Annotated in this window: 18 protein-coding genes; 4 read left to right on the forward strand and 14 right to left on the reverse strand. The window is 46.1% G+C overall.

Annotated elements, in window-relative coordinates; genetic code table 11:
- Positions 1-59 precede the first annotated feature (59 nt).
- From FRZ06_14850 to FRZ06_14870, 5 genes are all read right to left on the reverse strand, one after another.
- On the reverse strand, positions 60-809 hold the full coding sequence (locus FRZ06_14850; protein ID QOX64528.1) for a DUF4367 domain-containing protein: 750 nt from the start codon (positions 807-809) through the stop codon (positions 60-62).
- The gene (locus FRZ06_14855) at positions 796-1,350 is read right to left on the reverse strand and encodes a sigma-70 family RNA polymerase sigma factor (protein QOX64529.1); all 555 of its coding nucleotides are present in this window, start codon (positions 1,348-1,350) and stop codon (positions 796-798) included. Before FRZ06_14855 ends, FRZ06_14850 begins: the two co-directional genes overlap by 14 nt.
- A gap of 689 nt (positions 1,351-2,039) precedes the next feature.
- On the reverse strand, positions 2,040-2,636 hold the full coding sequence (gene scpB, locus FRZ06_14860) for an SMC-Scp complex subunit ScpB (GenBank protein QOX64530.1): 597 nt from the start codon (positions 2,634-2,636) through the stop codon (positions 2,040-2,042).
- Positions 2,633-3,418, reverse strand: a complete 786-nt coding sequence (locus FRZ06_14865; GenBank protein ID QOX64531.1) for a chromosome segregation protein ScpA — start codon at positions 3,416-3,418, stop codon at positions 2,633-2,635. The genes scpB and FRZ06_14865 overlap by 4 nt, the downstream gene beginning before the upstream one ends.
- 161 nt (positions 3,419-3,579) lie before the next feature.
- Positions 3,580-4,470, reverse strand: coding sequence for a DMT family transporter (locus tag FRZ06_14870; protein QOX64532.1), 891 nt, complete (start codon positions 4,468-4,470; stop codon positions 3,580-3,582).
- Positions 4,471-4,550: 80 nt separating this feature from the next.
- Here FRZ06_14870 and FRZ06_14875 point away from each other — a divergent pair, with 80 nt between their 5' ends.
- The gene (locus FRZ06_14875; protein QOX65957.1) at positions 4,551-4,913 is read left to right on the forward strand and encodes a methyltransferase domain-containing protein; all 363 of its coding nucleotides are present in this window, start codon (positions 4,551-4,553) and stop codon (positions 4,911-4,913) included.
- Positions 4,914-4,942: 29 nt separating this feature from the next.
- Here the strand turns inward: FRZ06_14875 and mtnA are convergent, their stop codons facing one another.
- Positions 4,943-6,001 carry an S-methyl-5-thioribose-1-phosphate isomerase gene (gene mtnA / locus FRZ06_14880; GenBank protein ID QOX64533.1) on the reverse strand — a complete coding sequence of 353 codons (1,059 nt, stop codon included), beginning with the start codon at positions 5,999-6,001 and terminating at the stop codon, positions 4,943-4,945.
- A 191-nt stretch (positions 6,002-6,192) separates the two neighbouring features.
- Here mtnA and FRZ06_14885 point away from each other — a divergent pair, with 191 nt between their 5' ends.
- The 3 genes from FRZ06_14885 (at position 6,193) to FRZ06_14895 (ending at position 9,400) form a co-directional block, all read left to right on the forward strand.
- Positions 6,193-7,152, forward strand: coding sequence for a D-2-hydroxyacid dehydrogenase (locus tag FRZ06_14885; protein ID QOX64534.1), 960 nt, complete (start codon positions 6,193-6,195; stop codon positions 7,150-7,152).
- Between the two features lie 80 nt (positions 7,153-7,232).
- On the forward strand, positions 7,233-8,201 hold the full coding sequence (locus tag FRZ06_14890) for a polysaccharide deacetylase family protein (protein QOX64535.1): 969 nt from the start codon (positions 7,233-7,235) through the stop codon (positions 8,199-8,201).
- Positions 8,198-9,400: a hypothetical protein gene (locus FRZ06_14895; protein QOX64536.1), complete on the forward strand. Its 1,203-nt coding sequence runs from the start codon at positions 8,198-8,200 to the stop codon at positions 9,398-9,400. Before FRZ06_14890 ends, FRZ06_14895 begins: the two co-directional genes overlap by 4 nt.
- A 97-nt stretch (positions 9,401-9,497) precedes the next feature.
- Here FRZ06_14895 and purD read toward each other — a convergent pair whose 3' ends face one another.
- The 8 genes from purD to FRZ06_14935 all read right to left on the reverse strand — a co-directional run bounded on the left by purD (position 9,498) and on the right by FRZ06_14935 (position 21,391).
- Complete coding sequence (gene purD / locus FRZ06_14900) at positions 9,498-10,766, reverse strand: phosphoribosylamine--glycine ligase (protein ID QOX64537.1); 1,269 nt, start codon at positions 10,764-10,766, stop codon at positions 9,498-9,500.
- Positions 10,767-10,857: 91 nt separating this feature from the next.
- Positions 10,858-12,393, reverse strand: a complete 1,536-nt coding sequence (purH, locus tag FRZ06_14905; GenBank protein ID QOX64538.1) for a bifunctional phosphoribosylaminoimidazolecarboxamide formyltransferase/IMP cyclohydrolase — start codon at positions 12,391-12,393, stop codon at positions 10,858-10,860.
- 81 nt (positions 12,394-12,474) lie between these two features.
- Positions 12,475-13,071, reverse strand: coding sequence for a phosphoribosylglycinamide formyltransferase (locus FRZ06_14910; GenBank protein QOX65958.1), 597 nt, complete (start codon positions 13,069-13,071; stop codon positions 12,475-12,477).
- A 197-nt stretch (positions 13,072-13,268) separates the two neighbouring features.
- Positions 13,269-14,309: a phosphoribosylformylglycinamidine cyclo-ligase gene (locus tag FRZ06_14915; GenBank protein QOX64539.1), complete on the reverse strand. Its 1,041-nt coding sequence runs from the start codon at positions 14,307-14,309 to the stop codon at positions 13,269-13,271.
- Between the two features lies 1 nt (position 14,310).
- A complete protein-coding gene (locus tag FRZ06_14920) occupies positions 14,311-15,774 on the reverse strand; it encodes an amidophosphoribosyltransferase (protein ID QOX64540.1) in 1,464 nt (487 codons plus the stop codon).
- A 91-nt stretch (positions 15,775-15,865) separates the two neighbouring features.
- Positions 15,866-16,570: a phosphoribosylaminoimidazolesuccinocarboxamide synthase gene (locus FRZ06_14925; GenBank protein QOX64541.1), complete on the reverse strand. Its 705-nt coding sequence runs from the start codon at positions 16,568-16,570 to the stop codon at positions 15,866-15,868.
- A gap of 242 nt (positions 16,571-16,812) precedes the next feature.
- Complete coding sequence (purE, locus tag FRZ06_14930; GenBank protein ID QOX64542.1) at positions 16,813-17,292, reverse strand: 5-(carboxyamino)imidazole ribonucleotide mutase; 480 nt, start codon at positions 17,290-17,292, stop codon at positions 16,813-16,815.
- 157 nt (positions 17,293-17,449) lie between these two features.
- Complete coding sequence (locus FRZ06_14935; protein ID QOX64543.1) at positions 17,450-21,391, reverse strand: phosphoribosylformylglycinamidine synthase; 3,942 nt, start codon at positions 21,389-21,391, stop codon at positions 17,450-17,452.
- Between the last annotated feature and the right edge of the window lie 139 nt (positions 21,392-21,530).

Consider the following 21,530-nt stretch of genomic DNA (forward strand, 5'->3'; position numbering starts at 1 on the left):
TTCCACCCGGCTCAAAATTTAATTATGATTTTTATCTGCTTCTAATCTATTTTTTACAATCAAAGAAACTGACGGGCAACGGCCAAAAGTTTTTCTTCATCATTCTCTTTTGTGCTGCTTATGGTAAAAATGATATTGTGATTCACAAAATTTAGAACTGAAGTTCCTGTTATTTCACTCCAAGAGTAAGCCGTGATTCCATCCAACTGGACCTCTTCCACAGTTCCATTATAGGAAACGCCCACTGAACTTTCCTGTTCAAAATTCATGTAGCTTACACTTAATGCCTCACCCTCAGCGTTATCATATAGAATCGATACTGTCCAACCATTGTCAGTACCTTTTTGTATCACGAGTTGTTTAAAAACATATCCAGTCGGTCCTGTTTCTGGAAAGATTAGTTTCGGGAGAAACTTTCTTGCCCTGTCAATATGATCGGGGGAGTGGATTGTTAATTCCGCCGTGCCTTCCTCTATGGAATATGTCGAATCATCGTCCGCCGACAACCTCCCCTGTAGATTATGCAATATCCGCTCTAGTTCAAATTTCGCCGCTACCGCAGATTCCTGATTCAGCCAGAGACCAAACGCTCCTGACATAACAACAATTAGGAGAAAGGAGGCTACAACAGCAAGGAACTTCTGATAGCGTGGCTTTGACCTTGATCTCTCAAGAAAATAGTAATCCACCCCACCCTTCATTTGTGGCGCAAATAACTCCGGGTCTTTTTCCAATACTTGATTGATCGCCCGTTTTAATTCTTCGTCTGATTTCGTCCAATCTTTAGAACACAGCTTACTTTGTACCATATTTTAAGTCCTCAGCATCCAAACCATGATAGATCTCTTTTAATTCCTGTTTTGCACGTGAAATATATACCCGCATACTATTATAGTTAATATTAAGAACATCTGCAATTTCCTTCAAAGACAGTTCTTCTACATAGCGAAGCAAGATCAGACGTCTGTTCTTTGCAGTTAGGTATTTTATTGCAGCATGTAATCGCTGATAGTCCTCCTGTCTGTTGAATTCTTCCACAAAATTATCTGATTTGTCTTCAATTTCATCAATATCGTTCTCACTATAGGAATCACAAACAAAAGAGAGATCACGCTTTCGTTTTCTATAAAACATCCTGATTTCATTATATGCAATGGAGAAAATCCAGCTCTTCGACTTTTCAGGATCCTTCAACTGATGCATTTTCTTCCATGCACATTCAAAGGTATTCTGAACAATATCCAACGCATCCTCATTTGATGTTATGTAAGAAGCTATAAACCGTTCAATACTTTTCTGATGTATCATGATATAGGCGTTGAAAAACGCTTTCTCATATTGATTCTTCATAATATCACATGTTCCTGATTACACGTTACATTAACGTTTGTTCCTCTTGGATTCTAATCCGCTATTATGCCGCTTATTTGGATAGAGGACTCCCATAACTTATTAGCATTTCCATATTTTGTATTATATCAGAATTCATCAAAAATGGAATTTAAATGTAGAAAAAACCACACACTACTGTTGAAAGTTACAGCGTCATATTGAAAGGTTCTTCCGGCCAGGTTAATTTCGCTCCACTTCATTTTACAAAATAAATCATCTATTGTTTCCACATCGCAGGGGATTTTGTAGTTGAAGAAAGCACCCTCCCCTTTGCCATACCAAAGAAAGAATTGAATTCACTCCGATATAAAGCTTGCGGTCAGATATCTCAGTGATATACCCGACATAAACCCCCATGCTAGCCCAAAGGCGCCAGCCGTACCGTGTCCATACCTCAAGATCCTCAACTTACTTTTTTCTGCTTCAAGATTAATTTCAGAAATCGGTTAATCATTCCGAATAACCGGGCTGTATTATTTTTTCTTGTTAAATCAAATTTTAATGGTAATTGAAAGTTATATTGCTTGGGAGATCTACCATAACTTTTGAAAGCCATATAAAAAGCATACATCGCTGTAGATCTTACAGCGCTATATGCTTTTCTGGTTTTCCAAGGTAGTACATACCTAAGTCCTTTTGCGATTTATTTACACCTTTATAAAATCGATGGATATCTGCTGCAGGTCCAAACTGTCCGGAGGGTCTTCTTCTTCCTCGTGAACCACGCTTCCGATATCGTCAATATCCGGCAGCTCTCTCAGATCTTTGAAGCCAAAATGCTTTAAAAAGGCTGGGGTTGTTCCGTAAAGAATGGGACGGCCGATGCCGGAAGATCTTCCTGCTTCTGTCACCAAATCCTTTTTCACCAGCCCTTCAATAACCCGCTCGCATTTGATACCGCGAATAGATTCAATCTCCCCTTTTGTCACTGGTTGCTTATAGGCAATGATGGCCAGCACCTCCAGTGCAGATTGAGAAAGCTTTTTTTCCTTTACCGGCGTACAGAGCCGTTCGATATACTCACTGTTAATCGGATTTGTGCAGAGCTGAAAACTCTTATCAATTTCCCTGATCTGAATGCCTCTGCCATCCTTTTCATATTCCTTTTGGAGCTCTTTAAAGTAGTCATAAGCATCCTTCCAGTTCATATTGAAGATTTCAGCGGCTACTTTCACGTCAAGAGGCTCGCCCCAGACAAAGAGCATGGATTCAAATGCAGATTTTATTGTCTTTTTACTTGTCATGAAACGATTTCTCCTTCCTCCTGCAGTTCACTGCCGCCATCCGGTTCGCTGTCAGCAATGCTGACCAGAATCTCGCCGAAATTTACACTCTGCCGTACAGAAATACTCTTCTGCCGGATCATCTCCAGCATGGAAACGAAGGTCAGAACAAGATCATAGCGACTCGCTCCAGGCGTCAGCAGTTCTTTAAAGCTGAGTCGTCTCTGTTCTTTGGAACGGAACAGATTTATAATAAATTCAATCTTTGATTCAATGGTGATTTTCTGTCGTTCTACCCTTGTATAATTCTTCCTGATTTCCTCTAGTTTTTTCTTTTTGAGAAGGAACATCTTAAATGCCTTCATAAACTGGCCTATATCCAAATTCAGCAGTTCATCCGGTTCCTTTGTATATGGGGAAAGATCTTCTTTCGGCTTTTCAAAAATTCGCTGGTTATCCTCTTCCGATTGCTCCAGCAGCTCAGCCGCTGCCTTAAATCGTTTATACTCTAAAATCTTTTGTACAAGCTCTGTTCGCGGGTCTTCTTCAATCACCCCGTCACCGTCGGGTTTCATTCTGGGCAGGAGCAATTTGGATTTAATCTCAATCAGTGCAGCCGCAAGAACCATAAACTCCGTAGCGAGATTCACATCCAGCAACTTTATGTCTTCAATATACTTGACATATTGATCCGTTATCTCGGAAATTTGGATATCGTAGATGCTCATCCTTGCATTTTCTATGAGATACACCAACAAATCAAAAGGGCCCTCAAAGATATCCAGTTTTATCTTATATGACATAAGTCACTCCTTGTCCAAAAGTTGATTACAGGCCTATATTTTAGCACAATCCTGCACTTCATACAATACCTGCGCATCAGTACCTGCGCAAAATCAAGCCGAAATGGGGCCTTCTCAAAACTAGACCGATCCAAATCAGCACCACTGCTGAAGTATCGGCATCATTCTTTTTTCCCCGGGTTGTCCTCTTCATGATAATGATAATAAAGCAAACCTACGATTACGATTCCGCCCCCAATCCACTGCCACAAAGTCGGAATCTCAGAGAAAAAGACTGCTGCAAGCGCAGCCGCAAAGATGGATTCTCCTGTCTCGATGGTTGAGATATAGAGAGGTGAAACATGGCCCAGGCACCAGTTGAATACCGCATGGGCACCGATCTGGCATACCATGGCGAAGGCGAATAAAAACAGGTAATCCTTGACCGAGTACCCTGTGAAGGGAGTTCCCGTTGCAACCATACCGATTCCAAAAGCAAGCCAACAGGAAAAGAACACGATAAAAATATAAACTGCTGCGTTAATACCTTTTCGCATTGTTCGGCCTACAAGAAAGTACAAGGAATAAAATAACGCCCCCAAGAACGCCATAATATCTCCAAAGATTGCGTTTCCTGCAAAACTGTAATCGCCGCCAGCGATAACCGCAGCACCGATGAGGGCTAAGGCCACTCCCGTTACGGCTTTTCCATTGGTCTTCTCCCGAAAAACAAGAACGGTGAAGATCAGGATAATGATAGGGCTGAGATTGCAGAGTACCACTGCACTTGCCACCGTTGTATGGGAGATTGCGGTAAACCAAGTGAAGTAATGTCCTGCTAGAAACAGTCCCCCCAGAATACAACCTGCCAGTTGTCTGCCCTTAACCGCAAGAAGCTCTTTCCGATAGCGCATCAAGACTGCTGCCGCGAAGAAGGGAACAGAGAACGTCAGCCGATAAAATCCGATGGCAACAGGCGGAACATCCACTAGTCGAACAAAGATAGCGGAAAAGGACGCAGCCACGGCACCCATTACTGCAATTTTTTTTGCATTATTTTTTAGTACATCCATAAGTCACACACTTTCAATTTCATTAAATTTGACCACATTACAATAGCACTTTTCATAACTTTTGTCATCCCTTTTGTAAGCTGTCACCTCGTGGCAGTTCGTCTACAAGCTTTCTATTTAAAAGCTGTGAACAAGTACCTTATCCTGATAATACATTTGATGCGATTACCGTCTGCGCCGCATATCATCATTTTCCAGATGTTAAAAATTTCGCCAAGGAGGCTTACCGTGTATTAAAGCAAGATGCAACGATTTATATTGCTGAGGTGTATTATCCCACTGTCATTCGAGTTGCCTGCAATCCATTTCTCCCTTTATTAAAAGAGGGTGACGTAAAGTTTTATTCACCCCATGAAATTATAACCACGATAAAAGGCGCTGGATTTATAGACCAATCATACAGAATAAACGGTCATATTCAAATCGTACGCGCCTGTAAGTAAAATCCATTTTCAGATGGATATTTTATCGTTTACTTTGTTTCTTCCTGCTCAAAAAGCTTCCTGATGCTGTCTTCATAAGGAGGGTAAAGGATGCCCTTCTCTGTAACAACCGCTGTAATGTATTTCGCATCTGTTACATCAAAAGCGGGGTTATAGGTTTTGATCCCTTCCGGTGCCATGGGTTTTATATACCAAAGGGTACTGATTTCTTCCCCGTTTCGAAGCTCGATATGAATCTCTGCGCCGGACTTTGTATTGCAATCGATGGTAGAAGTTGGAACAAACATATAAAATGGGATGCCGTACTCGTGTGCTAGGATGGCAACGCCTGAGGTTCCGATCTTATTTGCACCGTCCCCATTGGCGGCCATTCTATCGCAGCCAACCACAACTGCGTCTACCCAACCGTTTTTCATCACGATAGATGCCATGTTATCGCAGATCAGTGTTGTGTCGATCCCTGCCTCATTCAGCTCCCACGCCGTAAGTCGTGCACCCTGCAGCAGAGGACGTGTCTCATCTGCAAATACTTTAAAATCATAGCCTTTATCATGGCCAAGATACAAAGGAGCAAGGCAGGTGCCGTATTTTGCGGTAGCGATGGTTCCTGCGTTGCAGTGGGTAAGGATTCCCATTCCCGGTTTCAGCAGGGAAAGACCGTATTCTCCCATCGCCTTGCACGCTTCTTCATCTTCCTGACGAATCAATTCAGCTTCTTTCAGCAACACATCTTTTATATCCGCAACAGATAGATCCTTTGCTTTGATCAGGCTGGCTTCCATTTTGTCCAGCGCCCAGAACAGATTCACGGCGGTAGGTCTGGACGATGCAAGATACTCTTTGATCTCCATGAACTGCCTGCGGAACGATTCATAGCTGCCTGCTTCAAGATCCTTAACCGAATGATACAGCCCATAACCCGCTGCCACCCCGATAGCCGGGGCACCGCGAACCTTCAGCTTGTAGATGGCGTCCCAAATATCTTCTTTTGTCTTCAATTCCAGATATTCTTTTGCACACGGCAGCTGCGTCTGATCCAGGATCAACATTTTCCCGTCTTCATATTTTACTGGTACGATATCAATCATCCCAAAAACCTCCCTAAGTCCCTATAATTCAAATGAATATTTTGCTATAATTATATTGAATTTTTTAATATGATTCAAAACTGTAGATCACGTTATTATGCTCTATCATTTTACAATGATTATACCATGGACGCAAGCAGCATCGTCACCTTGCTGCACACCCGAATTCATTGAAAGAACAGGAGGAAGCTATGAAAATTGTTATCTTAGATGGTTATACCGTCAATCCGGGGGATTTGAGCTGGGATCAGCTGAAAGAATTTGGTGAGTTCACCGTATATGACCGGACACCACCGGAACTCGTTATCGAACGTATTGACGATGCAGACATTATCATGACCAACAAATGCCTCCTGACAAAAGAAGTCCTGGCAGCTTGTCCTAATATAAAATGGATCGGGATTCTCGCTACGGGCTTCAACAATGTGGATTTGGCTTACACCAAAGAACATGGTATCCCCGTTACAAATATCCCCGCCTACTCAACCAATTCTGTTGTACAGCTGACCTTTTCACTGCTGCTTGAAATTTGCAATCAGGTGAGAATTCACAGCGATGCCGTACACTCTGGCGCGTGGCAGTCATCAGAAGATTTTTGCTTTACCAGAACACCGCAAATGGAGCTTTGGGGCAAAACATTTGGAATTGTCGGGTTCGGAAGTATCGGAAAAAATGTAGCCAAGGTCGCAGAAGCGCTGGGTATGCGGGTGCTCATCGCAAGCAAACATCCAGACCCTTCCTTTGAAAGTGAAAGGATCGTCTTTACAACGCAGCAGGAATTATTTGCTCAGGCTGATGTCATAAGTCTTCACTGCCCTTTAACAGAGGAAAACCGTGGTTTGATTAACCGCAGTTCCATTCAAACGATGAAAGATGGCGTTATCATACTAAATACCGCCAGAGGTCCCCTGATCAACGATGCTGATCTTGCGGAGGCACTGAGGTCGGGAAAAGTAGCAGCCGCAGGCCTGGATGTTCTATCTGCAGAACCACCCAGAGAGGGCAGTCCCCTGTTTGGTATCCCAAACTGCATCATAACACCACATATTGCATGGAACACAAAAGAAGCCCGATCGCGTCTCATCAATACGGCAGTATCAAATTTAGCCGCATTCACAGAGGGAAGGAAGCTCAACTGCGTGAGCATGTAAAATCGAGCTGCAATTGACCGGAATCAGACAGCATGAATAGTATATAGCATCACAGAAATTGATATAACAGGAGACATCAAATGAGTGAGCTATCTATTATTATGTACCATTATGTCCGTGACCTTGCACGCAGCAGGTTCCCAGATATAAAAGGGCTGGACCTGAATCTCTTCAAAGTTCAGATTCAGTTTCTAAAAGCACATTTTGTGCCGGTGACGATGGAAGATGTCGTACGGGCATTTCATGATAAAACGCCCCTCCCCCAAAGAGCGCTGCTTCTCACCTTTGATGACGGATATTCCGATCATTTTGCAAACGTCTTCCCGATTCTCAGGGAAGAGAAGCTTCAGGGCTCTTTTTTTATCCCAGGCAAGACATTCATGGAGCAAAAGCTCCTCGATGTGAATAAGATACACTTCACCTTGGCCTCCGCAGACATCGCCATACTGACCGCTGAGTTGCTTCAACGAATCGACGACTTTCGTCAGAAAGGAGTCCTTCTTCCCCCCGCAAAGGAGTTATTTGACACCTATGCTCATGCAAACCGATTTGATCAGAAGGAAACGATCTTTTTCAAACGAATGCTCCAAACTGTCCTTCCGAAGGAAATTCGAAAGCAGCTTTCAAGCGAACTTTTTGAGAAGTATGTTGAAATGACAGAAGAGACATTTGCAGGAGAGCTGTATCTCAACCAAAAACAGATTTCTGAAATGAGGGATTCGGGCATGCATATTGGTCTGCATGGTTACGATCATGACTGGCTTGGGAATCTTACACGTCCCGAACTAGAAGCAGATTTTTCAAAAGCGTTTGACTGTATGGGCGACTTCATTCATCAAGATTGCTGGACAATGTGTTATCCCTATAGTTCCTATAGCCAGAAGGTAATCCGGCTGCTGAAAAGCAAGGGCTGCAAGCTGGCTTTCACAGCTGACGTCAGGAGGGCGGACACACGAACGGATAATCCTTTCATGATCCCCCGATATGATACCAACGACTTTCCCCCTATCAGCACCAGATTTTCCGAAATAGAAGGGAGGCTAATATGATGGAGGATATCCTGAAGGAATTGAACAGCAAAGAATATATTCACGCTTTGGATGATGCATATGATATCAGATTCTGCAGGACGGACGAAGCGCCGGAACTTCAGCGCTTTATAGACACCCACTGGAAGAAAGGGCATATTTTTGCTCACTCCAAAGAGCTTCTGGACTGGCAGCACTACGACAAAGAAAATGATCGTTACAATTTTGTAGTTTCCAAGCATCGTGAAAGCGGCGAAATCCACTCCATTCTGGGTTTTGTATTTCCGTCTCAATTTGATCCCCACATCGAGGAAACGCAGCTATGGCCTTGCATCTGGAAGGTTCGTGATGATGTGCATGTTAAGGGCCTGGGGATTTCGTTATACTATTATCTGAAGGAAGCCATACCAATTGAAACCATCTCCATTATTGGCATCAGTGATATTGCCCTGAGTATTTATAAGAGCTGGGGGTTTGAAACTGGCCTGATGGATCATTTTTTTATCCTGAATGATCATATCTCGGATTATAAGATGGTTTGTTCTGAAGCGGCCTTCCTTCCAAGCCAGCAAGTGAAGGAGCAGCTTTCTGCTGATATAATAAGGACGCCTCGCCCCTTGGCAGAAGAAGTAGCCGGCAACCTGCCCTTAATGGACGAAGGAACTGGCGACTGTCCTTTGACCGACCTTGCACCTGTTTCCTCAGACTGTGGCTGCCGTTTGGAACCACTGGATGAGGAGCACTTCAGAGCCGCTGCTGAGGGTCTGATCCTTCCAAGGTATAAGAGCATCCGATACTATCTCAACCGTTTTTTCCGGCATCCGGTCTATCAATATGACATTTATGGCGCTTTTTCCGGGAATTCCATCCAGTGTATCCTTGTAACAAGGCTATGCCGCAGCGGCGGAGCATGCTGCATCCGAATCGTTGATTTTATCGGCAAAGAAGAAGGGATTCTGGGCATTTATCGCCTCTTGAAAGATCTTCTTTACGAAAAGAATGCGGAGTATCTGGATTTTGTGGTGGCAGGCAGAAACGAGTCTCTTCTATTGAATGCAGGCTTTCAAAAGAAGCAGGGAAAAATGGTGCTGCCTCATTATTTTGAGCCATTTCTCCTGAAGAATGTGGAATTATCCTATGCGTTTAAAACGGTCTCACCGGATGCTGCCAAAATATTTTATAAGGCCGATGCAGATCAGGATCGGCCAAATCTCTTATAGCAAAAACCGGCGCCAATAAGTTTATAATTTTGGCGCCGGTGTTTATTTTAAATTTAAATTTGATTTCAGCCTCCGCTGATGGTGGACCACGGATTGCTTATCGTTTGTTCAGCCTGCCGATATCATTCCTATACTGCGCACCTTCAAAGGAAATCCGCTCCACATTGCAATATGCCCTCTGTCTGGCCTCTTCATGGCTGCTGCCCAATGCAGTGACCCCGAGAACTCTTCCTCCGTCAGTTAAAATCACAGATGAAGAAGATCTTCTCTTGGTTCCGCTGTGAAACACCAGCACATCCTTATCGACCGAATCCAATCCTTTGATTTCTTTCGCTCTTTCATAATCTCCCGGATATCCGCCTGATGCCATGACAACACAAACCGCCTTCTGATCACTCCAGAGAATAGTCTGTTCCGACAGACGGTCTTCTGTCACTGCGACCATAATATCCAACAAATCAGATTTCATTCTGGGAAGGACAGACTGGGTTTCCGGATCCCCAAAGCGATTATTAAACTCAATGACCTTGGGCCCCTCCTCGGTAATCATAAGGCCAATAAAGAGCACTCCTTTAAAATCAAGACCATCCTCCTGAAAGCCTTTCAACGTGGGCTCCAGGATCCTTTCCCTGATCTGCGCTTCCAGTTTTTCATCGAAGATGAGACTGGGAGAATAGGTACCCATTCCACCTGTATTCGGGCCTTGATCCCCGTCAAAAATCCGCTTATAATCTTGAGCGGATTCCATTGGCACAATGGTCTTGCGATCTACGAAACACAGAACAGAGGCTTCAATTCCCGTTAAATACTCCTCAACAACAACCTTGTCTCCTGCAGAGCCGAAAACCTTGTCTCCCATGATCTGCTCGATTGCGTTGAGAGCGGTTTCCCTGTCCTCTGCAATGACAACGCCCTTGCCTGCGGCCAAGCCATCTGCCTTAATGACCATAGGATATCCGAAAATCCCCACCGCCTTTTTGAGCTCCTCTAAATCAGAAAACTCCCGATATCCTGCCGTGGGAATGCTGTGCCTTGCAAGAAATGCCTTTGTAAACGCTTTGCTGCCCTCAAGCTGAGCGCACTTCCGATTTGGCCCGAAGGCTGCCAGCCCTCTTTCCGCAAGTGCATCCACAATTCCTAAAGAAAGCGGTACTTCCGGCCCTATGACCGTCAAATCAATCTTATTTTCCGCTGCGAAGGAGCAAATCCCATCGATATCTTCTGCTCTGACAGGGATGCACTCTGCAACCTCAGCAATCCCCGCATTGCCGGGAGCACAATAAAGCTTGTCCACCTTGCTGCTCTGTGCCAGTTTCCATGCGATAGCATGCTCACGCCCGCCGCCGCCTACGATTAAAACTTTCATTTGAACTCCTGCTTCCCTGCAGTTTTGGCGTATGATCCTCCGGCCAAACCCGAAGGATCATACCAAAACTGCGATTATCTTCTATATGCAATTAATGTTTGAAATGCCTTACACCTGTAAAGACCATTGCAATGCCCATTTCATTGGCCTTTCTGATACAATCCTCGTCGTGTACCGAACCGCCAGGCTGAATGACAGCCGTAATTCCCGCTTTTGCTGCGGCGACGACGTTATCGTCGAAGGGGAAGAATGCATCGGAAGCTAAAATTGCTCCTTCCGTGCTTTCCGTCGCCTGCCTGATAGCGTTTTCAATGGCCCAGACCCTGTTGGTCTGTCCCGGTCCGATGCCGATGGTCTTCCCGTCTTTTGCGAGAACGATTCCGTTTGATTTGATATGCTTTGCCACTTTCATGGCAAACTTCATATCCTCCATCTCCCGCTCGGTGGGAATCCGGTCGGTAACAATCTTAATTTCCGCTTCATCATATAGGCTGTGGTCTGCCTCCTGAATTAAAAGCCCGCCGCTGACCTTCTTGATATCGATGGTATCCTTCGGTGCTTTTGCAAGAATGTGATCCAGCTTGAGCAGCCTGATATTCTTTTTCTGCGTCAGGATATCCAGTGCCTCCTTCGTAAAGTCGGGAGCGATGACGATTTCCACGAAGATCTTATTGATTTCTGCAGCTGTCATCTCATCAACAGGCCTGTTAACAGCAATAATTCCTCCATAGATGGAAACAGGATCCGCTTTGTAAGCCTTCACATAAGCATCAAAGGCATCATATCCAACACCGACGCCGCAGGGATTGGCATGCTTTACCGCAACAACGGCAGGCTCCTCAAATTCCTTTAAGGTTTCCAGTGCGCCATTGGTATCGTTGATATTATTGAAAGAAAGCTCTTTTCCATGAAGCTGAACCGCATGAACCAATGCGCCCTCCCACGGTTTGATTTCCTTATAGTAGTATGCCTTCTGATGCGGATTTTCTCCATACCTGAGTTCCTGAGCCTTCTCAAAGGTTAGGGTGAGATTGTCAGGAAGCTCCCCTTCAATCTGCTTTCTCAGGTAATCGGAAATCATAGCATCATAAGCGGCAGTATGCTCAAATACCTTCAGTGCCAGTCTATATTTTGTATCATAGGATACCGTTTTCGTTTCTTCCAGCTCACGGATCACTTGTCCATAGTCTCCGGGATCACAGATCACCACCACATCTTTATGGTTTTTGGCTGCTGAACGAAGCATAGTGGGTCCCCCGATATCAATGTTTTCAATAGCATCTTCCAGCGCAACGCCGGGTTTTAAGATGGTTTCCTTAAAGGGATAGAGATTGATGGCAACGATGTCAATGGTCTCTATGTTCAGGTCTTCTAATTGCTTCATATGTTCTGGTTTTTCCCGCATAGCAAGAATTCCGCCGTGAACAGCCGGATGAAGTGTTTTTACTCGGCCATCCAGACATTCGGGAAACCCTGTCACATCAGAAATTCCCATTACCTCAACTCCGTTGTCTCTGAGCCTTGTTGCGGTACCTCCTGTGGATATGATTTTTACGCTAAGCCGTTCCAGCTCCTGGGCGAATTCCACGATTCCTGTTTTGTCAGACACGCTGATCAATGCTCTCATTACTGTTCCTCCCTTACTCTTTTTTATATCATTGGATTTGTGCCTTACGACACGAACCCATTTGCTTCTATGTTATCTAAATTATTTTCCTTTGAGGTATTCCTCACAAAAAAGCTTGACGGCCCTGGGCAGGATTTTATGCTCCACCGCCAAGACTCTTGCCGCTAAGGAATCCTCTGTATCTCCCGGCTCTACCGGCACTGTTTCCTGAAGGATGATCCGTCCCGTATCAATCCCCTCATCCACATAGTGAACCGTCGCACCGCTTTTTAAGTCACCTGACTCCAGCACGGAACGGTGAACTCGTTTTCCGTAATATCCTTTGCCGCAGTGTCTGGGGATGAGCGAAGGATGGATATTGATGATTCGGTCACTATAGGCCGAGATCAGTTCCGGGCTCAAAATGCTCATATATCCGGCCAGAACAATCAAGTCCGTCCCGGCTTCTGTCAAAAGTCTCAGGATTTCTTCATTCCTTTTTTCTTCTTCCGGCCACTGCTGCCTTGTCACCGCAATTCCGGGGATACCTTCGTTCTTTGCCCGCTCCAGAGCATAGGCATCCGCGCTGCTGGAGATCACCTGAACAATAATTGCTTGGTCAAGGAATCCGCTTTTAATGTGATCGATCACCGACTGAAGATTGCTGCCCCCGCCTGATACCAGCACGGAAATCTTCACAGTGCGCTTTTCTAATGTATTGAACTGGTTGGCTGGCTGATTTGACTGGTTCATCGCCTGATTGACTGACTGTTCCATGTTATTCTCCGCTCTCTCGTTGTCTGGATTTCTCATCCACTTGATTCACAGCCGATTTGATCCTTCTGTATTTCTCACTTGCTGCATCTGCGGCTGCTTCCATTCACTTCCGGTGATGTTTACAGACCGACGATTTCCACTCCCTGCCCCTTTACGATGGCTCCGATGACGCTTGCAGTCTCTCCCGCCTGTTCCAGCACAGCAAGCGCCAGATCCTTGTGCTCCTCGTCAACGATCATCATCAGACCGATTCCCATATTAAAGGTAGAGAACATCTCCTTCAGTTCAACATTTCCTTGTTCCGAAATATACCGGAAGACAGCGGGAAGCTCCCAGCTTCCAAGTTCAATTCTAACACCCAGCCCATCGGGAATAATTCTTGGGATATTTTCATAAAATCCGCCTCCGGTGATGTGAACAATCCCGTTCACCGTCGTTTTCCCCAAAACCGCATTGCAGGCAGAAGAATAGATCTTGGTCGGCGTGATCAATGCTTCACCAAGGGTGTTTCCCAATTCTTCCACATAATCATCCGTTTTCATGCCAAGCTTGTCAAAGAAAAGCTTTCTGACCAAAGAGTACCCATTGCTGTGAATGCCGCTGGAGGCAATTCCAATCACCACGTTTCCTTCTTGAATCTTTGATCCGTCGATGATTTGCTTCCGGTCAACGATGCCCACGGCAAAGCCTGCCATATCGTATTCACCTTCGGTGTAGAAATCCGGCATCTCTGCCGTCTCTCCGCCCACAAGGGCGCATCCCGCCAGAACACAGCCGTCGGCGATTCCTTTTACAATGTCTGCAATCTTTTCCGCCTTCACTTTTCCCGTTGCAATGTAGTCAAGGAAAAACAAAGGCTTCGCTCCCTGACAGAGCACGTCGTTGACGCACATTGCCACACAGTCCTGACCTACAGTATCATGCTTATCCATGAGAAATGCAAGCTTAAGCTTTGTTCCAACGCCATCGGTACCCGATACGAGAACCGGTTCTTCCATATCCTTCACGTCCAGGCGGAACAGACTTCCGAAGCTTCCGAGGCCGGTGAGAACATTCTCGTTGAAGGTCTTTTTTACGTGCCCCTTCATCAGGGAGACGGCTCGTTCCCCTTCCTTTGTATCGACGCCTGCGTCTTTATATGTCAGCTTTTCAACCGCCATCTTATTCCTCACTTTCTTTATCGGCTAACGTACCGTTTTCTTTTGCTTCTTCATCGGAAAGCGCCATAGGATAGTCCCCGTTGAAACATGCGAAGCAGACCTTATCCTCACCCAAATGGATGGAATCCATCAGGCCCTCAACGCTTAGGTACCCCAGGCTGTCCGCACCGATCATTTTCCGTATTTCTTCCTGGCTATGGGCTGCCGCAACCAGCTGATCCTCCTCGGGAGTGTCAATGCCAAAATGACAGGAATGAATTACCGGCGGTGAGCTGACCCTCATATGAACCTCAAGTGCACCCGCATCTTTGAGCATCTTTACGATCTTGCCGCTGGTGGTTCCTCTGACAATCGAGTCGTCCACCATAATGATCCGCTTTCCTTTTACATTATCCCTGAGAACATTGAGCTTTAGCCTGACGCTCAGTTCCCGCATTCTCTGATCCGGCTGGATGAACGTTCTGCCCACATACCGGTTCTTAATCAAGCCTTCGCCGTAGGGAATGCCCGATTCCTCTGCATATCCGATGGCCGCCACAGTTCCTGAATCGGGCACCGAGATGACCATATCCGCATCAACGGGATGCTCCTTTGCAAGGGTTCTTCCCGCCTGTGTTCTAGCCATATAGACACTTCTGCCATCGATATCGCTGTCAGGTCTGGCCAGATAGACATATTCAAAGGCACAGATCGCCCTGCGCTTCCCTTTGCTGAACCGCATGGATTTAAGTTCTCTGTCTTCAATGACAACAATCTCTCCCGGTTCTACATCCCGGATGAACTTTGCTCCCAGCAGCGGGAAGATGCAGCTTTCCGAAGACAGCACGTAACCCTCTGCGGTTCTTCCGATGCAAAGCGGCCGGATACCGTTGGGATCACGGACGCCGATGAGCTTATTTCCGCTGGTGATGACCAGCGCATAAGCGCCTTCCACAATCTCAAGGGTTTTCATAATGGCTTCTTCAATGGTATTGTCCCTGATATATCTTGCAATGAGTGCTGCGATAACTTCAGAGTCGATGGAGGTCTGAAAGATGACTCCTCGGTCCTGCATTTCTTCCCTCAGCAGCCCTGCATTGACTAAATTCCCATTATGGGCAAGGGCAAGACTTCCGCCCTTGTGATAGACCACCAAAGGCATGGCATTCACTGCATGGCTTTCTCCAAAGGTAGAATATCTTACATGGCCGATGGAGATATCACCTTGAAGTCTTGCGATGATTTCATCATTGAAGACCTCCTGAACCAGCCCCATCTCTTTATAATATTGAATTTTTCCGTCTTTATTGGATGCGATTCCGGCGCTCTCCTGCCCTCTATGCTGCAGAGAATGCAGTCCGAAGTATACCGATCTAGCAATGTCTTCTTTGCCGGGGGCGTAAACGCCCACAACGCCGCATTCGTCGAATACTTTATCTTCTTCTAGCTCCCTGAGCGCACTGTTGATATCATAATCTTTGAGCATTTCTTTCTCCTGTATCAAGAGGAATTTCACCTCCGTTCCAATTCCTTACAGTGTTTCCAAAATAATTGGTAGAAAACGCTGTTTCGGGTCATTATTTTTTAATTCTCGCCAGTACTTCCTGATAAGTCTCTTCCACATTTCCCATGTCTCTTCTGAATCTGTCTTTATCCATTTTCTCATTGGTGTTCACATCCCAGAGTCTGCAGGTGTCAGGAGAGATCTCGTCAGCCAGAAGAATTTCACCGTCTGCAACACCGAATTCGATCTTAAAGTCGATGAGTTTCAGTCCCTTATCCAGGAAGAATTCCTTCAGTGCGTTGTTTACGATGAGGGCATATTTCTTTACGGTGGCAAGCTGTTCTTCCGTTGCCAGCTCAAGGGCCAGAATATGGTCATCATTGATCAGCGGATCCCCCAGATCGTCATTCTTATAGGAGAACTCCAAAGCCGCTTTTGCAAGAGGTCTGCCCTCTTCCACGCCGTATCTCTTTGAAAAGGAGCCTGCAGCAACGTTTCTGACAATGACCTCAAGAGGCAGAATCTTCACCGCTTTTACCAGGGTCTCTCTGTCGCTGAGGAGCTTTACAAGGTGTGTGGGAACGCCCTTTTTCTCCAGCATCCCAAAGATGATGGCAGACATGGTGTTGTTTACTACACCTTTCTCTGAAATGGTTCCCTTCTTTTCTCCGTTGAACGCTGTCGCATCATCCTTATAGTCTACAATATATAATTTCGGATCATCCGTACGATATACCTTCTTTGCTTTTCCTTCATACAACATTTCAAGTTTTTCCATTTTCAAATCCTCCTTTATTTCATTTCTACACAATTATAAAAATCGGGTTGTCTAGTCGTGCTATCTTTACTGTCATATAAGCGAAGCATTGAACGATTTTGTTATATTTTACTGCTTTGACGAATGAGATTTTTTCTAGCTGCCTTTAGCAGCCCAGCAAAGAATGCGATCCTTCACATTTTTGCGCAGAAAAAATCATGAGACAGAGCTAATAAAATATCAAAATCGCGAACAGCTTTGCGTTATGGCTGTAAAGATAGATCCATTTTTATAATTTCTTCTTCCATCTTCTGTTTATATTCCTTCATCTTCTCTCTCAGCTGCGGATATTTCACAGACAGGATTTGCACTGCCAGTAGCCCGGCATTCTCCGCTCCGTCGATGGCTACGGTAGCTACAGGAACGCCCTTGGGCATCTGTACGATGGAGAGCAGGGAGTCCAGTCCGTCCAGCGTGGATGACTTGATGGGAAGTCCGATGATGGGCAGTGGTGTAAAGGCTGCCAGAACGCCTCCGAGGTGGGCCGCTTTTCCTGCAGCGGCGATGATTACCTCAATCCCGTTTTCTTCTGCTGCAGAGGCAAACCCTTCTGCAATTCTGGGGGTTCTATGGGCAGAGATAATTCTCGTTTCACAATCAACTCCAAATTCCTTTAAAATCCCTTCCGCCCGCTGTACCACGGGATAATCAGATTTGCTGCCCATTACGATGGCTGCTTTCATACGCTTCCTCCTTTTTTTGCGGCTGCTTAATCAGCACGCATCGTTTATTTGCTATATAAATTATATCAATGCATTTTTTCCTTGCTATTGTGTGGTTTTTCTCCCCGTCAAGCTAAAAATGAACCAGGGGATGCCTGCGGGAGGAATCATCGTTTTCTTAAAGGAAATAGGAGGTTCCTGCCTCAAAAATCCTCTGATCATTGCTGCCCGGTACATTCCGGTACAGGTTTTCCCCGATTCGTTCTGAGTGTGCCATCTTGCCGAAGACTCTTCCGTCGGGGGACGTGATTCCTTCAATTGCCAGCACCGACGCATTGGGATTGAAACGGGTCTCCATAGAGGGCTTTCCATCCAGATCCACATACTGGGTCGCAATCTGCCCATTCCTGATCAACCCTTCAATCACGCCATCGGCGGCGATAAATCTGCCTTCCCCGTGGGAAACGGGAACAGTATGAACTTCTCCAACCTCTGTGTTTGCCAGCCAAGGCGATTTGACCGATGCAATCCGGGTTCTTACCAGGCAGGAGGCATGTCTGCCGATCCGGTTATAGGTCAGCGTTGGACTTCCTTCCTCCGGCTCGGTAATTCTGCCGAAAGGTACCAGCCCAAGCTTGATCAGTGCCTGGAATCCGTTACAGATTCCCAGCATCAGGCCATCACGCATTTGAAGGAGTTCTTCTACTGCCTCTTTTACTGACGGATTCCTGAAAACTGCGGTAATAAATTTTGCGGAACCATCGGGTTCATCTCCTCCGCTGAAACCGCCTGGGATCATGATCATCTGGCTGTTTTTTATTTTCTTAACCATCTCTTCGATGGAGTCAATGAGCTCCGCTTGCTTCAGGTTTCTTAGAATCATGACATCCGCTTCTGCGCCTGCTTTTTCAAATGCCCGTTTGGTGTCCACTTCGCAGTTGGTTCCGGGGAATACCGGAATGAAAACCCTTGGCCGGGCGATTTTAATGGCAGGGCGGTGGCTCTCTCTCATGTTGCAGGAGATTGCCACAGGTGCTTTCTCAGCGTCCGCGCTCTTTTTTATAGTGGGGAATACGCCTTCAAGAGGCTCTGTCCACGCCTTGATCAGCTCATCCAGGTCAAATTCCATCAAATTCTGCTCCAGCTGCTCCTGGGCCGGATCCGTCAGACTTGGTTCTAACTGCTCCTGAGCCGGATTCATCAGGCTTTGCTTCAACTGTGCCAGAAGTACTTCTGGAGGCCCTTCATAATTAAGCCTGAGTCTGGCTGTGATAGCAGGATTGCTGCGGGTAAATCCAATCACTCTGAAGTTTATGGTTTCAAAAATTTCTTCTATTTTCAGGTCATTATCAATTTCCAAAAGTAGTGCACCGTAATCCGGAAGTTTCAGTTCCTCTTCCGCCAAGGGCATGAGGGAAACGCCGATTTTGTTTCCTGCGGCCATTTTGAAGAGAGAAACAAAGAGTCCTCCTTCTCCCACCGTATTGGCGGAGAGAATTTTTCCTTCCATTGCCAGCTTACGAATCCGCTTCATCGTTTCACGATATGTTTCATGATTCAGCAGACCATCGCAGTCTTTTTCCGGTGACAGAAGCACGATGCGGCTGTTTGTACGCTTCAGCTCCGTGGAAACCACGCTAGAAGCCTCAGAGATGCCTACCGCGAAGGATACCAGTGTAGGCGGAACATGAAGGTCCATAAAGGAACCGGACATGCTGTCCTTTCCTCCGATAGCCGGAAGCTCCAGCTCCTTTTGCGCTTTTAGTGCTCCCAGCAGTGCTGCGAACGGTTTACCCCATTTTTCGGGGTCATCCCCAAGCCTCTCGAAATACTCTTGAAAGGTCAGTCTAACTTTGGAAATATCTCCGCCCATAGCGGCTATTTTCGTTACGGAGTCAATGACTGCAAAGTAGGCTCCGTGGAATGGGCTCTGAGATGACAGCTGTGGATCGAAACCATATGTCATCAACGTAGCAGTATTGGTATCACCGCTGGTTACGGGAAGCTTGGCCGCCATACCGGCTGCTGGTGACAGCTGGTACATTCCGCCCAGAGGCATCAGAATGGTTCCTGCTCCGATGGTGCTGTCAAACATCTCTATGAGACCCTTTTGGCTGCATGCATTCAGGCCTGCAACGGAAGCTTTGAGTTCCTGTGCAATGCGTTTTGTAAATGTTTCTGTACTGGCATTCGCTCTACCATTCACATCCTCTGCCGCTTTTGACTGATTCTCTAAGCCAGTATTGCCAAGCGCATCATCCGAAACGGATACGGTTATTTCCTGCTTCACACCGTTGGTATCGAGGAAGGCTCTGCTCAGATCCAGGATGCAGTCACCTCGCCAGAACATCCGAAATCTAGGATGTTCTGTGACTTTTGCAACGACAACGGCCTCCAAATTTTCTTCTTCTGCATATTGAATGAATTCTTTTATATCCTTTTCAGCAATGACGGCAGCCATACGCTCCTGTGACTCAGAGATTGCCAGTTCTGTACCGTCAAGACCTTCATATTTCTTCGGTACCAGGTCGAGATTAACATCGATTCCGTCGGCCAGCTCGCCGATGGCAACAGAAACGCCGCCTGCTCCGAAATCGTTACAGCGCTTGATTAGCCGCGCCGCTTCTTCTTTGCGGTATAATCTCTGGATATTACGCTCTACAGGCGGATTTCCCTTTTGTACCTCTGCCCCGCAGGTCAGTATGGATTCCAGGGTGTGCCCCTTTGAGGAACCTGTCGCTCCTCCGCAGCCATCTCTGCCGGTTCTTCCTCCGATGAGTACGATGCAGTCGCCGGAGGCGGGCTGCTCCCGATAGACGTGGGACGCGGGCGCAGCACCGATTACCGCTCCGATTTCCATCCGCTTGGCCATGTAGCCGTCATGATAGATTTCCGTAACCTGGCCCGTTGCCAGACCAATCTGATTGCCGTAAGAGCTGTACCCCCTTGCAGCTCCTTTGGTGATGATTCTCTGCGGAAGCTTTCCGGGCAGAGTATCAGAAAGTCTTGTTCTGGGATCACCGCTGCCGGTTACTCTCATGGCCTGATATACATAAACCCTTCCTGACAGAGGATCTCTGATCGCTCCGCCCAGACAGGTTGCAGCGCCTCCGAAGGGTTCGATTTCCGTCGGGTGATTGTGCGTTTCATTTTTAAACATCACAAGCCAGTCCTCTTCCCTGCCGTCAATATCCGCTTTCACTTTAATGCTGCAGGCATTAATCTCATCGGATTCATCCAGGTCGGGCGCCAGACCTTTTTTCTTGATATATTTTGCACCGATTACTGCCATATCCATCAGACTCATATCCCGATTGTTTGCGTTCTCACCGTAGACCGCATCTCTGATATTCAAATATTCCTGAAAGGCTTTTTCGACGACTTTAGAATAGGCATCCTGCTTGAAGCTTACCTCCTTAATCTTTGTAAGGAATGTGGTATGTCTGCAGTGATCAGACCAATACGTATCGATCACCTTCACTTCGGTTACCGTTGGATTTCTTCCTTCTTCGGATTCAAAGTAATCCCGGACAAATTTCAGATCCTCACTGCTCATCGCAAAGCCTTGTTCGTTACGGTACTCTGCGATCTCTTCATCTGCCATCTCCGTAAATCCCTCAAGCACCTTTACTTTTTCCGGGGATGAGGTCAAAAGTTCCAGCTTCTCAGGCTTATCAAGAGCTGCTTCATGAGAGTCAACGGGATTGATGCAGTACTCCTTGACTGACGTAAACTCCTGATCGGAAAGATTACCGGAAAGTACGATCAATCTTGCAAACTGAACCACAGCTTCGGTATTCACGTTTAACAGTTTTAGACACTGCGCTGCAGAATCTGCTCGCTGATCATACTGTCCCGGGAGAAATTCCACGGCAAAAAAACGAGAACCTGCTTCGATAGAAATTGCCTCATCAAAGGCACAATCGATTGCAGGCTCAGCAAAAACCGTATATTTCGCCGCTTGGTAGGAAGCTTCATCCATTCCTTCCATATCATAGCGGTTGATTACTCTGACAGATTCTAATCCTTCTAAATTTAGGTTTTCTTTTAAATCTTCATATAAACCCTGGGCTTCTATATCAAAGCCCCTTTGCTTTTCTACATAAATACGGCGTACCATATTGCCCTCCTTAACACGATGTTCGGATCTTCTCTACCGCCTGACGGCATTCATTCCGAAAAATCACGAAGTCCAAACCGGTATGGTTTATTAAAATAATCCGTATGATCGATTTTACAATTCCATTGAACGTTCGTGT

The organism is Clostridiales bacterium, assembly GCA_015243575.1.
GTDB classification, from domain to species: Bacteria; Bacillota; Clostridia; order Peptostreptococcales; family Anaerovoracaceae; genus Anoxybacterium; species Anoxybacterium hadale.